This is a genomic window from Terrabacter terrae (assembly GCF_039529575.1).
Taxonomy (GTDB): Bacteria; Actinomycetota; Actinomycetes; order Actinomycetales; family Dermatophilaceae; genus Terrabacter; species Terrabacter terrae.
Genome location: NZ_BAAANB010000003.1, coordinates 215830 through 228986 on the forward strand (window position 1 = coordinate 215830; position 13157 = coordinate 228986).

A 13157-nucleotide genomic window follows, 5' to 3' on the forward strand; every position below is an offset into this window, starting at 1 on the left:
AACGACGGCCGTGTCACTCGAACACCGATCCACTCGAATCAGCCCCGCGGGCAACCGCTTCTCCACGCAGCACCACCGCGTGACGCCACCTGGCGAGCCGTTGCGCTGGCAGGGCATGGTCCTCCTCGCCACCCGACCAGATGGCACCGTCGGGCCACCCGGACCTTGTGGTTGACCACGGGCTCCGGCAGACCGGCGAGCACCATGAGGAGCCGCGCGCGGGTCTCCATGGGAGGGTCGACGTCCGCCCTGACCAGCGCCGCCGCCCTTCGTGCGTGGCGGCGCGCCTTGCCTCGGTAGCCGGAGGCCGCCGCGACCAGCCGCTGGGGAGTGGCGTGGCCTGCGCGGACGAGCGAGTCCCCCAGCACCACCGGCTCCGCGAGCCCGAGCTCGTCGCTGAGGTCGAGGAACGTCGACGTCGGGGTCGTGAGGGGGATGCCACGCACCACCGATCCTCGCTGACCCGGCTTCGGCCGGTGGGCCGTCATCCCGCTGCCGCGTGGACGCCTTGGCGACGTGACGTGGGTCAGCCCGTCGTCCGGCACTACGCCACCCCAAACCCTGGCGGCCGTCTGGTGCGAGGCGACACTGCCCGCGCCGGCCACGAGCAGGCCGGCTTCCGCCATCACCAAGGGCGTCTCCGGCACCTCCGTGGCGACGTAGACGCCGCGCACCAGCCGGCGGTATCGCCCCGAGCGCAGCTCCCAGGCCGAGACACCGCTAGGCGGCTTGGGGACGCGACGTCACGCCGCCATGTAGTCCGTTGATGTGGCGGTCGACGTGGTCTGGGCACGACATCGCGCCAGATGGCGCGGTGCTGGGCGGGCGACGGGCCTTCGAGGAGTGCGTCAGGGGGAGGTGAGGTCGCGGACGATCGCGACGTACTGCTCCTGCGCCGCCTCTTGCGAGGTGCCCGACAGCTTGGCCCAGGCGTCGTACTTCTGGCGCCCGACCGGGTTGGTGAAGCCCGGCCGCGAGCCGGTCACGTCACCCTCCGTGGCCTGCTTGAACAGGCCGTAGAGCCGCAGCTTCACCTCGTTGCCGGGGTCGGTCGTGAGCTCCTTGACGGCCTGGGCCGCCTGGTCGAACTCCGCACTTGCCATGACGGGGCCTCCATGCTCGATGTCGGGTTCGACCCATCCAAGCAGGTATGCCGCAGGGCCGGGTTCCAGCGGAACCCGGCCCTGCGGCATACGCGCTCGACAGGCGAGCGGCAGGTCAGACCTCCAGCGACGCCTTGCGCGAGGCGAGGACCTGGTCGATGAGGCCGTAGTCCTTGGCGTCCTCGGCGGAGAGGATCTTGTCGCGCTCGATGTCGTTGCGTACCTGCTCGGAGGTGCGGCCGGTGTGGTTGGCCAGCGTGTCCTCGAGCCAGGTGCGCATGCGCAGCACCTCGTTGGCCTGGATCTCGATGTCGGAGGCCTGGCCGTAGTCGCCGCCCGAGAGCGCCGGCTGGTGGATGAGGATGCGCGAGTTGGGCAGGGCGAAGCGCTTGCCCGGCGCGCCGGCGCCGAGGAGCACCGCTGCGGCCGATGCGGCCTGGCCGATGACGAACGTCTGGATGTCGGGCCGGACGAACTGCATCGTGTCGTAGATCGCGGTCATCGCGGTGAACGAGCCGCCGGGGCTGTTGATGTACATGAGGATGTCGCGGTCGGGGTCGAGCGACTCCAGCACGAGCAGCTGGGCGATGATGTCGTCGGCCGACGCGTCGTCGACCTGCACGCCGAGGAAGATGATGCGGTCCTCGAAGAGCTTGTTGTAGGGGTCGGACCGCTTCATGCCGTAGGAGGTGCGCTCCTCGAACTGCGGCAGGATGTAGCGGCTCGACGGAGCGGCGACCGCGAGGCGGTTGGTGGGTTCGATGTTCATGTCTGTGCTCTCCAAGTCCTGGTCAGGCCGCGGTCAGTTCTCGCCCTTGGCGTCGGCCTGGCCGACCCCCTTGCCCTCGACCGCCTGGTCGGACCGGCTGAAGACGTGGTCGACGAAGCCGTAGTCCTTGGCCTCCTCCGCGCTGAACCAGCGGTCCCGGTCGGAGTCCTTCTCGATCTGGTCGCGCGTCTGGCCGGTGTGCTCGGCGATGAGCTGGGCCATCTGCTTCTTGACGTAGAGCATCTGCTCGGCCTGGATCTTGATGTCGGTGGCCGTGCCGCCGATGCCGCCCGAGGGCTGGTGCATCATGACGCGGGCGTGGGGCGTGGCGTAGCGCTTGCCCTTCGTGCCGGCCGAGAGAAGGAACTGGCCCATCGAGGCGGCCATGCCCATCGCGACGGTGGCGACGTCGTTGGGGATCCAGTTCATCGTGTCGAAGATGGCCATGCCGGCCGAGATCGACCCGCCGGGGCTGTTGATGTAGAGCCAGATGTCCTTCTCGGGGTCCTCGGCCGAGAGCAGCAGCAGCTGCGCGGCGATGGCGTTCGCGTTGTCGTCGCGGACGTCCGACCCGAGGAAGATGATCCGCTCCTTGAGCAGGCGGTTGTAGATGTGGTCGTCCAGACCACCCGGCATGCCGTTGCCGTTGGCGGAGGTCTCCGAAATCACCATGTCTCCATCGTCGAAGTAATCCAGCCTCTGCCCACGGGAGGTGGCGCCGGCTGGCTCGTCACTGACCCTAACGCCCGACCCCTCGGGCAGATTTCCCGAACCGCGCCGTGTTCGCCGTGAGCGCACAAACCTGAGCCGGTCCGACGCAACCACAGGGGCCCGCGCAGGGCGGACCCCGCCTGCGTATGCCGCCGGGCGGGGTCCGTGGAAGCGGGCGGTCACTCGTTCAGGCCGTTGTCCTGCCCCGCGTCCACGGCGTCGGACTCGGCGCCGTTCTCCTCCGGCGCCGCCTCGTCGAAGGAGCCGTTGCCCCCCGCTTCGGACCCGGCCTGGTCGAGGGAGCGGCCGCGGGGCTCGGCCACCGGGGTGCTGCCGTCGAGGTTGCCGCGACCCGCGTCGTCACCCGAGGCCCCCTCCACCGCGCTCTGCGTGTCGACGCTGCCCGAGCCGTCGGGGTGAGTGCTGTTGATGTCGGAGTCCGCCATGCCGGCGCCCGACTCGTCGATGTTGCTCATCCGTGGCTCCTCGCTCGTCGTGCTGGACGTCGTCGCGCCGACGACTCCCGTCACCTACCCGGGTGACGCCGCCGGCAACCCCGGCCCACCCGCCTCCGGGGACGCGCGAGGGCCGGCTCCCGAACGGGAGCCGGCCCAGCGGCATTCGCAGTCTCTGCGGAGACGGTCAGGCGTCGGCCTTCTCCTCCGCAGCCGCCTCGTCGGTGCCCTCGGCGACGTCCTGGACGTCCTCGTCCTCGTCGCCCTCGGTGCCGGGGACGGCCTGGTTGAGGTCGACGACGTTGCCCGCCGTGTCCTTCACCGCAACCTTCTCGAGGACGGTGGCCAACGCCTTGCGGCGGGCGACCTCGGCGACCATGGCGGGGATCTGGCCCTCCTGGTCGAGCGACTGGGCGAACTGGTTGGGGTCCATGCCGTACTGCTGCGAGCTCATGACGAGGAACTCGATGAGCTCCTGCTGCTCGACCTTGACCTCTTCCTTCTCGGCGATGGCGTCGAGGACCAGCTGGGTCTTGAGACCCTTGCGGGTGCTCTCGTCGACCTCGGCACGGTGCTCGTCGTCCTCGAGGCGACCCTCGCCCTCGAGGTGGCTGTGCACCTCGGCCTCGACGATGCTCTCGGGGATCGGCACCTCGACCTTCTCGAGGATGGCCTCGAGGAGCTTGTCGCGGGCGGCGACGCCCTGGGCGAACTTGGCGTCGACCTCGGCCTTCGCGGTGAGGTCGGCCTTGAGCTCGTCCAGCGTGTCGAACTCGGAGGCCAGCTGGGCGAACTCGTCGTCGAGCTCGGGCAGCTCGCGCTCCTTGACGGCGGTCACGGTGACGGTGCAGCTGGCCTCCCGGCCCTCCTGCTCGCCACCGGCCAGGGGCGCGGTGAAATGCTTGGTCTCGTCGGCCGTCATGCCGACGAGCGCCTCGTCGAGGCCCTCGAGCATGTTCTTGCTGCCGACCTCGTAGGAGACGCCGGTCACCTCGTCGATCTGCTCGCCGTCGATCTCGGCGGACAGGTCGATGGAGACGAAGTCGCCGTCCTGCACGGCGCGGTCGACGCCCTTGAGGGTGCCGAAGCGGGCGCGGAGGTCGGTGAGGCGCTGCTCGACGGCCTCGTCCTCGACCTTGGCCTCGTCGACGGTCAGCTCGATGCCGCTGAAGTCGGGCAGCTCGATCTCGGGGCGACGGTCGACCTCGGCGGTGAAGACGAAGTCCTCGCCGTCGGTGGCCGGGACCTTGAGGTCGGTGATCTCGGGCTGGCCGAGCGGGCGGACCTCGTTCTCCTCGAGGGCCTGGCCGTAGAAGGTCGGGAGGGCGTTGTTGACGGCCTCCTCGAGGACGGCGGCGCGACCGACGCGCTGCTCGATGATGCGGGCGGGCACCTTGCCCTTGCGGAAGCCGGGCACCTGGATGTGCTCACCGATGTGCTTGATGGCCGCATCGAGGCTCGGCTTGAGCTCCTCGAACGGGACCTCGACGGTCATCTTGACCCGGGTCGGGCTGAGGGTCTCGAGCGCACTCTTCACTGCGGGTTACTCCATTGGGTGGTGCCGACGTGGTCGTCGACGGTGAACGGACGGGCCAGCGCACCATGTTATAGGCCGCGCGCCCCATGGCTAAATGCGCGGACGGTCCACGGGTGGCCGCCGCCTATGCTCGGGGGCCATGAGCAGCCTTCCGGGCCCCTTCGCCTCGCCCGAGCACGCCACCCTGCGGCCGATCCAGCTCGTGTCCGTCGCGGTCGGCATGGGGGCGCTGATGCTCAGCGCGGTGCGCATCGTCGTGGATCCCTCGGTGGCGGTGCCGTCCGTGTGGGCCGTCGTGCTGGTGCTGGCGACGCTCGTCGGCTCGGCGGCGCTCATCCGCTGGGTCGGGTATGCCGTCCCGTCCCTCCCGCACGGCCTGCCGCGCGAGAACGCCGAGGCCACCAGCCTGCGCTACTTCACCTCGACCACGACGTTGCGCACCGCTCTGGCCGAGGCCCCGGTCCTCGTGGCCTTCGCGTGCTCGTTCGTGTTCGAGCCGCACTCGTGGCTGCCGCTGCTCATCGCGCTGCCCGGTGGCCTCGCCCTCTACTGGGTGCACGGGTGGCCGTCCCCGCGCACGGCCGCGGCCATCGAAGCCGGCCTCGAGGCCGACGGCGCCGAGAGCTGGCTCAGCGAGTCCCTCGGCTTCCGCTGACCGCTGCAGGGGCGTCTGCCCGGTGCGACATCGCCGGGTCAGCCGACCGTGCCGCCCGCACGCCAGTAGCGACCGTCGGCGCGGTCGAGGAAGCCCTCCTCGACGAGGTAGCGGCGCAGGGCCGCGACGTCGGGGTGGAAGGCACGCAGGCGGTTGTTGACCTCTGTCTCGTCGTACCGCTCCCCCGGCTCGAACTGCTGCGCCAGCAGGTCGAGGACGACCAAGCGCTTGCGGATCTTCGTGGGGATGCTCGTCAGGGAGCCGTCGGGAGCCAGGAACGCGCGCAGCACCGCGTCGCGGTCGCGCAGGGCATCGTGCAGGTCGGGCCGGAACATGCAGCCACGGTAGGAACGCACCGCCCAGGAGGTCCAGCCGTTTTGGTGCCGATACCGCGTCATACCTCGTCGGCACAAGTCGTACATATCACACGTTGTCGGGTAGCCTTCGGCCGCATGACCGATGCAACCCCTCCCACCACCCCGACCCGGCGGCGCCTGCTCCTGCCGGTCGCCGTCGTCCTGGGCCTCCTCGTGGCGCTCCTCCTGCCGGCCACCGGGGCGTCCGCCCTGGGCAAGGTCAAGTGCGACGTCTCGGGGCAACCGGCCGTGGCGATCGGCTACTACGACCCGATCGTCAACCACAACGCCACCGGCCCGTCGATGCACGAGCACCAGTTCTTCGGCAACATCGCCTGGCACTCCCTCGCCAACCCCAACGCCGCGAACTACGGCGACCTCGTCGGCAAGGCCAACAACTGCCGCAAGGTCCTCGGCCTGTCCTACAGCGCCGACTCGGCCGGCTACTGGACGCCCACGCTCCGCTACGTCTCCGGGCCTAAGGCCGGCCAGCTCGTGCCGGCCCAGCAGTTCACCGCCTACTACCGCAGCGCGGCGGGCACGACCTTCGGTGCGGCACAGCCCATCCCGGCCGACACCCGCCTGGTCGGCACTCGCTACAACTGGTCGTGCGGGATGAAGTCCGGCGCCAGGTCGGCGCCCGTGCAGAGCATCCCGGACTGCACCGGCCTGTCCGGCAAGCCCGGCCTCACGCTCACCGCACACATCGACTTCCCCTCCTGCTGGGACGGCGTGAGGCCGAACCACACGGCCACCCAGAACGGCGACACCCGGGACAACGCGCACTACGCGTACACGGTGAACAAGAAGTGCCCGGCGACGCACCCCATCGGCGTGGCGGAGCTGCGGGAGACCATCCAGTTCCCCTACGTCGGCAACGGCACGGACGTGGCCCTGTCCTCGGACAAGATGATGGGCACGAGCGACGGCCGGTCGCTGCACGCCGACTTCTGGCAGACGTGGCGGGACAAGGAGTTCGGGGACTTCCTCAAGACGTGCGTCGTCTCCCAGACGAGCGCCTACAGCACCTCCAAGTGCGACCCGTGACCTGACCTGTTGCCACGAGAGCCCCGCTCACCATCGGTGGGCGGGGCTCTCGTCGTCTGCGACGCGTGATCGGTTCGGCGCGGCGGAGCAGCGCTCGGGATCCGGAGCGGGCGACGAGAATCGAACTCGCGTAATCAGTTTGGAAGACTGAGGCTCTACCATTGAGCTACGCCCGCAGGGCCTCGGTCATCCGATGGCCTGCGCGCCACCCTACTGGGTCGCGTCCGGTCCTTCGAAATCGACACCCTCGAGCGGGCGGACGCCGGCGGCGTGCGGGCAACGGCGCGGTCGCAGTGCCGCTCGTCCGCTACGATTCGACGACCGCGGGGTGTGGCGCAGCTTGGTAGCGCATTGCGTTTGGGACGCAAGGGCCGCAGGTTCAAATCCTGTCACCCCGACCACCGAGACATGAGGGGGGGAGACCGGTCGGCACCGGGTGCCGGCGCGTCTCCCCCTCGTGCCGTGGGCTCAGGGCAACCGGTCGAGGCGCAGCTCGTTGATGGTGCGCCCCGCGGCGATCCCCTTGGCCTCGAAGCCGTTGCGCGGCCGCCACTGCGGCCGCTCGGTCCGGCGCACCTCGAACCGGGGGTGCGCACCCACCTCGGCGAGAACGTGCTGGGCGTAGAAGTCCTGGTCGGTGGCGACGAGCACGTGACCGCCGGGCTTCAGCACCCGCGCGAGCAGGTCGAGGTTGGCGGGGCTGACGAAGCGTCGCTTGGTGTGCTTCTTCTTGCGCCACGGGTCGGGGAAGAAGAGGTGGACGGCGTCGAACGTGGCGTCGTCGACGCGTTCCTCGAGGAACAGCACGGCGTCACCGATCTCGACACGCAGGTTCGGCACGCCCGCCTCGTCGGCGTTCGCGAGCATGCGGGCCAGCCCGGGGGTGTGCACGTCCATGGCGACGATGTCGTGCTCGGGGAAGGCAGCGGCATACGCGATGGCCGCGTGTCCGTGGCCGCATCCGATCTCGAGGACCACCGGGGCGCTGCGACCGAATGTCGTTGCGGCGTCGAAGCGCCCCTCGGGCAGCGCACGCGTCGGCGCGAGGCGCTCGACCCGGTCCCTGGTCAGCGAGGAGAGCCGGCCCCGGCGCACGAACGAGCGCACGCGCGCCGGCGTCACGCCCGGCGGCAGGTCGGGCACCACGTGCTGCCTGCGGTCGGGTCCGTGGGTCCGGGCGGTGGTCTGGGGAGTCGGGGTGGGCGCCGAGTCGGCTGGGTCTGGCTGGTCACTCACCCCGGCATCGTAGTGAGCGGCCGGCGCCCGCCTCGCCGCAGGCATACGCCACCGACGTGTCAGGTGCGCCAGATGGTGACGACGGCCCGGTCGTCCCCGAGTCCGGCGGCCGCCTGGTCGCACAGCCGTTGGGCCAGCCCCTCGAACCCGGTGCGGATGAACGACTCGGCCCGCCCCAGCATGCGGTCGATGCCGTCGACGAGCGTCTTGTCGCGGGCCTCGATGACGCCGTCGCTGTAGAGCACGAGCGCGTCGCCGCGGCGCAGCGTCCCGACCTCTCGCGGGTAGACGGCGCTGTCGATGATCCCGAGCAACGGGCCGCGCCCGCCGGACAGCATCCGCCACCGGCCGGAGCCCGCGGCGAACTGTGCTGCGGCAGGGTGGCCGGCGTAGCCGATCGTGAACCGGCCGGTCTCGAGGTCGACCGCCACGTGGACGGCGGTGGCGAAGCCCTCGTCCCACCGCAGGCGGAGCAGGTGGTTGTTGGCCGAGGACAGGAAGCTCTCCTCGCTCATCTCCCCCAGCAGGCCGCCGAGGGCCCCGGAGAGCAGGAGCGAACGGGTGCCGGCCTCGCGGCCCTTCCCCGAGACGTCGACGAGCGCCACCTCGAGCATGCGGCCGTCGGTGGACCGGCTCGCCACGACGAAGTCACCCGCGAAGCCGTCGCCGTAGGCCGACTCGAGCGCGACCTCCGCCTGCCACGACGGCGGCAGCGGCGGCAGCTCACCCTGCGCCCTGAGCCGGTCACGCATGTCGACGAGCATCGACTCGCCGCTGACACCGACCACGCCCACCTGGGCGCGCGCGTGCGAGAGCCAGATCATCAGCAGCATCATCACGACGGTGACGACCTGGGCGCCGAGGGTGGCGCTCTTCGATCCGCCGAGGTAGGCCCCCGTGACGGCTAGGGCGAGGAAGAGCGCGATGTAGACCACGAGCAGGAAGCGGGGCTCGAGGAAGAGCCCCGCGGCCACGACGACCAACCCGTAGATGCCCCACGGGACCGTGTTGGGCCACGCGAGGATCGCGGCGGTGGCGAGCGCGATCAGCAGCACGAAACCGCCGACCATGGTCCACGGCGCGCGCGTGAGCCATGCTCCCAGCCGGCGGACCCGGCGCAGCGGCCCGGGCGCGATGCGCCGACGGCGGGACACGATGCTGTCGTCGAGGACCACGTGCCTCCCTTGCGCAGATCGGGACGGGCGGAAGGGACGCGTCAGCGCGCCTCGTCCGACTCGGGCAGGGACGGCAGTTCTCCGGTGCTCTCGTACGCGCTGACCATACCCAGACGCCGGGAGTGCCGCGCCTCGTCGCTGAACTCCGTCGACACGAACGTGTCGACGATCTGCTTGGCGACCTCGTCGGTCGTGAAGCGGGCGCCGATCGAGACGACGTGCGCGTTGTTGTGCTCGCGGGCGAGGCTCGCGAGCTCTGCGCTGTAGGCCAGCGCCGCCCGGATGCCGGTGACCTTGTTGGCGGCGATCTGCTCGCCGTTGCCGGACCCGCCGAGGACGACGCCGAGAGAGCCCTCATCCGCCGCCACGGCCTCGGCGGCGCGCAGGACGAAGACCGGGTAGTCGTCCTGCGCGTCGTAGGCGAAGGGGCCGTGGTCGACGACCTCGTGCCCGGCCTCGCGCAGGTGCGTGACGAGAGTCTGGTGGAGGTCGTATGCCGCGTGGTCGCCGCCGATGTGGATGCGCATGTCCGTCCTTGGTCGGGTGGTGGGTTGGTGGTGGGTGGCTGGTGTCAGTCGAAGATGGGGCCCTCGGTGCGGCTGCGCTTGAGCTCGAAGAAGCCGGGGGTCCCGGCCACGAGCACGCAGCCGTCCCACAGGCGGGCCGCATCCTCGCCCTTCGGGGCGGGCGTCACCACCGGACCGAAGAACGCCACGCCGTTGACCGCGATGATCGGGGTACCGACGTCGGTGCCGACGAGGCTGATCCCCCGCTTGTGGCTGCGGTGCAGCGCGGCGTCGAACTTCTTGTGGTGGGCCTCCTTGGCCAAGGTCGCCGGGAGGCCGACCTCCTCGAGGGACTCGCGGACGACCTGGTCGAAGTCGTTCATCCGGCGCAGGTGGATGCGGGTGCCCATGGCGTCGTAGAGCGGCTTGACGACCGACGGGCCGTGGGCCTCCGCCGCGGCGATGATCACCCGCACCGGGCCCCACGCCTCGTCCATGCGGGCGCGGTAGGCGGCGTCGAGGTCGTGGCGGTGCTCGTTGAGGACGGCGAGGCTCATGACCGACCAGGTGACCTCGATGTCGCGCAGCTTCTCGACCTCCATGAGCCAGCGCGAGGTCATCCACGCCCACGGGCACATCGGGTCGAACCACATCTCGACGGCGTCGCGGTCGGTGTCGCGGGTGGTGTCGGTGGTGTCGTTCGCATCGGCCATGTCGCCCATCATGGCACTGTCACCGAAGTGGCGAAGAGGGGGCAAATCCGGTGGTGGACCGCCCGGGCTTCCGTGCGAGGATGGCCCGCGACGACGCCGTCCGAGCGATGCTGCGTCGCGCCCCAGCACCCTTCCCAGGAGGTCTCCACGTGCCCGGCAAGAACCTGACCCGCGACGAGGCGGCGGCCCGCGCCAGCATCCTGCGCGTCGACTCCTACGACGTCCGCCTCGACCTCACGACGGGTCCGGAGAACTTCCACACGGTCACCACCGTGCGGTTCAGCTGCTCCGAGGAGGGCGCCGACTCCTTCATCGACCTCATCGCCGACTCCGTCGAGCGGGTCACGCTCAACGGTGTCGACCTCGACCCGGCGCAGGTCTTCGCGGACTCCCGCATCGCGCTCCCTGGCCTCGCGGCCGTCAACGAGCTGACCGTCGATGCCACCGGCCGCTACACCAACACCGGTGAGGGCCTGCACCGCTTCGTCGACCCCGTCGACAACGAGGTCTACCTCTACACGCAGTTCGAGGTCCCGGACTCCCGGCGCATGTATGCGGTCTTCGAGCAGCCCGACCTCAAGGCCTCCTTCCGCTTCACCGTGACTGCGCCCGCGCACTGGAAGGTCATCTCCAACTCCCCCACCCCCGAGCCGCAGCCGGCGGGCGTCGCCGACGGCGTCGAGCGCGCCACCTGGTCCTTCGAGCCCACGCAGCGCATCTCCTCGTACATCACGGCCCTCATCGCCGGCCCGTACGACGAGGTCCGCGACGAGGTGCAGACGCGCAAGGGCGTCGTGCCCCTCGGTGTCTTCTGCCGCAGGTCGCTGACCCAGTACCTCGATGCCGACAACATCTTCGACTGCACCAAGAAGGGCTTCGCCTTCTTCGAGGAGGAGTTCGACCAGCCCTACCCCTTCGAGAAGTACGACCAGATCTTCACGCCCGAGTACAACATGGGCGCGATGGAGAACGCCGGCGCCGTGACCTTCGTCGAGGTCTACGTCTTCCGCTCCAAGGTCTCCGAGGCCAAGATCGAGCGCCGCGCCCTGACGATCCTGCACGAGCTGGCCCACATGTGGTTCGGCAACCTCGTGACGATGAAGTGGTGGGACGACCTCTGGCTCAACGAATCCTTCGCCGAGTGGGCGTCGACGACGTGCCAGGCCGAGGCGACCGAGTGGACGAGCGCGTGGACGACCTTCGGCACTGCCGAGAAGGCGTGGGCCTACACGCAGGACCAGCTCTCCTCGACGCACCCGATCGCCGCCGACATGCGCCACCTCGAGGACGTCGAGGTCAACTTCGACGGCATCACGTACGCGAAGGGCGCGTCCGTGCTCAAGCAGCTCGTCGCGTACGTCGGCCGGGAGCCCTTCGTCGCCGCGCTGCGCGAGTACTTCAAGAAGCACGCCTGGGGCAACACGACCCTCGCCGACCTGCTCGGCGAGCTCGAGAAGTCCTCGGGCCGCGAGCTGACCGAGTGGAGCAAGCTCTGGCTCGAGACGGCCGGCGTCAACACCCTGCGCCCCGTCTTCGAGGTCGACGGCGAGGGCCGCTACAGCTCGTTCGCCATCACGCAGTCCGCGACCGCCGAGCACCCGACGCTGCGTCCGCACCGCATCGGCATCGGGCGGTATGCCGTCCGGAGCGCGACCGGCGCCGAGGGCGACGTGCTGGAGCGCATCGGCTACGACGAGGTCGACATCGCCGGTGAGCGCAGCGACATCGCCGAGCTGGTCGGCCAGGAGCAGCCCGACCTGCTGCTGCTCAACGACGACGACCTCGCCTACGGCAAGATCCGCCTCGACGAGCGCTCCCTCGCGACGGCGCTGTCGCTCCCGCGGGGCTTTCCCGACTCGCTGCCGCGCTCCCTCGTCCTCGGTGCGACCTGGGACATGACCCGCGACGCCGAGATGCCGGCGCGTGACTTCGTGCGCTTCGTGCTCGAGTCGCTGCCGGGCGAGACCGACTCCACCCTCCTGCGCGTCCTGCTGGGCCAGGCGTCCACGGCCGCACGGCTCTACACCGCCCCGGAGCACCGCTCCGAGGTCTCGGCGCTGCTGTCGTCGTCGCTGCGCTCGCTCGCCGAGTCCGCCGAGGCCGGCAGCGACGCCCAGTTCCAGCTCGTCGAGGCGTGGGCCGGCAGCACCGCCGACCCGGCCGACGAGGGCCGGCTGCGGGCGCTGCTCACGGGCGAGGAGTCCCTCCCGGGCCTCAGCGTCGACACGGAGCTGCGCTGGACCTTCACGAAGGCCCTGGCGGCCCTGGGCGCGGCGGACGAGCTGGAGATCGCCGCCGAGCTCGACCGCGACCCGACCTCCACGGGCCGGGAGCGTGCCGCCGAGGCGCTGGCCGCCCGGCCCACCGCCGAGGCGAAGGCCGACGCGTGGGCCAAGGCCGTCGACCGCAACGACCTGCCCAACCAGATGGTCGAGGCGGTCAGCGCGGGGTTCCGTCGCAGCACCGACCTCTCGCTGCTCGAGCCCTACGTGGAGAAGTACCACGCGATGCTCGTCGACGCCTGGGCCGAGCGCAGCGTGGCCATCGGCGAACGCGTCGTCGGCGGGTTCTACCCGTTCGCGCTCGCGAGCCAGGAGCTCAAGGACGCCTCGGACGCCTGGCTCGCCGCCCACGCCGACGCGGCCCCCGGCCTCGTTCGCACCGTCGCCGAGAACCGTGACACCATCGGGCGCGCGCTGCTCGCGCAGGAGCGCGACCGCCGCAGCTGACCCCGGTGCGGGACCGGCGCACCACGCCGGTCCCGCACCCGCCAGCCACTCCCAGCACCTGTTCCGCCCCCGTTCCCGACAGAGACTCTGTGTTCGACGCCTTCACGACCCTGACCGCCCTCGCCTTGCCAGCCTCAGCCGCTCCGACGCCGCCACCGACGCCAC

General features: G+C 70.6%; 14 protein-coding genes and 2 tRNA genes. 4 read left to right on the forward strand and 12 right to left on the reverse strand.

Going from position 1 to position 13157, the window contains the following annotated elements; genetic code table 11:
• Nucleotides 1-38 precede the first annotated feature (38 nt).
• The 6 genes from ABD194_RS06345 to tig form a co-directional block, all read right to left on the reverse strand.
• Nucleotides 39-446 (reverse strand): hypothetical protein, encoded by a 408-nt coding sequence (locus ABD194_RS06345; RefSeq protein ID WP_343989167.1) that lies wholly within the window; start codon nucleotides 444-446, stop codon nucleotides 39-41.
• A 402-nt stretch (nucleotides 447-848) separates the two neighbouring features.
• Nucleotides 849-1103, reverse strand: coding sequence for an acyl-CoA-binding protein (locus tag ABD194_RS06350; RefSeq protein WP_343989169.1), 255 nt, complete (start codon nucleotides 1101-1103; stop codon nucleotides 849-851).
• A gap of 115 nt (nucleotides 1104-1218) precedes the next feature.
• Nucleotides 1219-1872 carry an ATP-dependent Clp protease proteolytic subunit gene (locus ABD194_RS06355; protein WP_343989171.1) on the reverse strand — a complete coding sequence of 218 codons (654 nt, stop codon included), beginning with the start codon at nucleotides 1870-1872 and terminating at the stop codon, nucleotides 1219-1221.
• A gap of 33 nt (nucleotides 1873-1905) precedes the next feature.
• On the reverse strand, nucleotides 1906-2544 hold the full coding sequence (locus ABD194_RS06360; RefSeq protein WP_343989173.1) for an ATP-dependent Clp protease proteolytic subunit: 639 nt from the start codon (nucleotides 2542-2544) through the stop codon (nucleotides 1906-1908).
• Nucleotides 2545-2762: 218 nt separating this feature from the next.
• A complete protein-coding gene (locus ABD194_RS06365) occupies nucleotides 2763-3059 on the reverse strand; it encodes a hypothetical protein (protein ID WP_343989175.1) in 297 nt (98 codons plus the stop codon).
• A 166-nt stretch (nucleotides 3060-3225) separates the two neighbouring features.
• Nucleotides 3226-4575 (reverse strand): trigger factor, encoded by a 1350-nt coding sequence (gene tig / locus ABD194_RS06370; protein ID WP_343989177.1) that lies wholly within the window; start codon nucleotides 4573-4575, stop codon nucleotides 3226-3228.
• 139 nt (nucleotides 4576-4714) lie between these two features.
• Here tig and ABD194_RS06375 point away from each other — a divergent pair, with 139 nt between their 5' ends.
• Complete coding sequence (locus ABD194_RS06375; RefSeq protein WP_343989179.1) at nucleotides 4715-5230, forward strand: hypothetical protein; 516 nt, start codon at nucleotides 4715-4717, stop codon at nucleotides 5228-5230.
• 38 nt (nucleotides 5231-5268) lie between these two features.
• On the opposite strand, the gene ABD194_RS06380 is transcribed toward ABD194_RS06375, so the two are convergent.
• On the reverse strand, nucleotides 5269-5565 hold the full coding sequence (locus tag ABD194_RS06380; protein ID WP_343989181.1) for a DUF2087 domain-containing protein: 297 nt from the start codon (nucleotides 5563-5565) through the stop codon (nucleotides 5269-5271).
• A gap of 117 nt (nucleotides 5566-5682) precedes the next feature.
• Here ABD194_RS06380 and ABD194_RS06385 point away from each other — a divergent pair, with 117 nt between their 5' ends.
• Nucleotides 5683-6633, forward strand: coding sequence for a DUF1996 domain-containing protein (locus tag ABD194_RS06385; protein WP_343989183.1), 951 nt, complete (start codon nucleotides 5683-5685; stop codon nucleotides 6631-6633).
• A gap of 105 nt (nucleotides 6634-6738) precedes the next feature.
• Here the strand turns inward: ABD194_RS06385 and ABD194_RS06390 are convergent.
• Nucleotides 6739-6809, reverse strand: a tRNA-Gly gene (locus ABD194_RS06390).
• A gap of 148 nt (nucleotides 6810-6957) precedes the next feature.
• Between ABD194_RS06390 and ABD194_RS06395 the strand changes: the two genes are divergently transcribed.
• Nucleotides 6958-7034 (forward strand) — tRNA-Pro (locus tag ABD194_RS06395).
• A gap of 67 nt (nucleotides 7035-7101) precedes the next feature.
• Here the strand turns inward: ABD194_RS06395 and trmB are convergent.
• From trmB to ABD194_RS06415, 4 genes are read right to left on the reverse strand one after another with little or no spacing between them, the layout of a single operon-like run.
• Complete coding sequence (gene trmB, locus ABD194_RS06400; protein ID WP_343989185.1) at nucleotides 7102-7869, reverse strand: tRNA (guanosine(46)-N7)-methyltransferase TrmB; 768 nt, start codon at nucleotides 7867-7869, stop codon at nucleotides 7102-7104.
• 59 nt (nucleotides 7870-7928) lie between these two features.
• Nucleotides 7929-9044, reverse strand: coding sequence for a PP2C family protein-serine/threonine phosphatase (locus ABD194_RS06405; RefSeq protein ID WP_343989187.1), 1116 nt, complete (start codon nucleotides 9042-9044; stop codon nucleotides 7929-7931).
• 41 nt (nucleotides 9045-9085) lie between these two features.
• The gene (locus tag ABD194_RS06410; RefSeq protein WP_343989189.1) at nucleotides 9086-9571 is read right to left on the reverse strand and encodes a ribose-5-phosphate isomerase; all 486 of its coding nucleotides are present in this window, start codon (nucleotides 9569-9571) and stop codon (nucleotides 9086-9088) included.
• A gap of 44 nt (nucleotides 9572-9615) precedes the next feature.
• Nucleotides 9616-10263, reverse strand: coding sequence for a mycothiol-dependent nitroreductase Rv2466c family protein (locus ABD194_RS06415; protein WP_343989191.1), 648 nt, complete (start codon nucleotides 10261-10263; stop codon nucleotides 9616-9618).
• A 149-nt stretch (nucleotides 10264-10412) separates the two neighbouring features.
• Here ABD194_RS06415 and pepN point away from each other — a divergent pair, with 149 nt between their 5' ends.
• A complete protein-coding gene (gene pepN / locus ABD194_RS06420) occupies nucleotides 10413-12992 on the forward strand; it encodes an aminopeptidase N (RefSeq protein WP_343989193.1) in 2580 nt (859 codons plus the stop codon).
• Nucleotides 12993-13157: the final 165 nt, after the last annotated feature.

Excerpts from the sequence above, each read along its gene's own strand:
- ABD194_RS06350 (WP_343989169.1), bottom strand. The coding sequence starts at position 1,103 with ATGGCAAGTGCGGAGTTCGACCAGGCGGCCCAGGCCGTCAAGGAGCTC.
- ABD194_RS06355 (WP_343989171.1), bottom strand. The coding sequence starts at position 1,872 with ATGAACATCGAACCCACCAACCGCCTCGCGGTCGCCGCTCCGTCGAGC.
- ABD194_RS06360 (WP_343989173.1), bottom strand. The coding sequence starts at position 2,544 with ATGGTGATTTCGGAGACCTCCGCCAACGGCAACGGCATGCCGGGTGGT.
- ABD194_RS06365 (WP_343989175.1), bottom strand. The coding sequence starts at position 3,059 with ATGAGCAACATCGACGAGTCGGGCGCCGGCATGGCGGACTCCGACATC.
- ABD194_RS06375 (WP_343989179.1), top strand. The coding sequence starts at position 4,715 with ATGAGCAGCCTTCCGGGCCCCTTCGCCTCGCCCGAGCACGCCACCCTG.
- ABD194_RS06380 (WP_343989181.1), bottom strand. The coding sequence starts at position 5,565 with ATGTTCCGGCCCGACCTGCACGATGCCCTGCGCGACCGCGACGCGGTG.
- ABD194_RS06385 (WP_343989183.1), top strand. The coding sequence starts at position 5,683 with ATGACCGATGCAACCCCTCCCACCACCCCGACCCGGCGGCGCCTGCTC.
- ABD194_RS06410 (WP_343989189.1), bottom strand. The coding sequence starts at position 9,571 with ATGCGCATCCACATCGGCGGCGACCACGCGGCATACGACCTCCACCAG.
- ABD194_RS06415 (WP_343989191.1), bottom strand. The coding sequence starts at position 10,263 with ATGGCCGATGCGAACGACACCACCGACACCACCCGCGACACCGACCGC.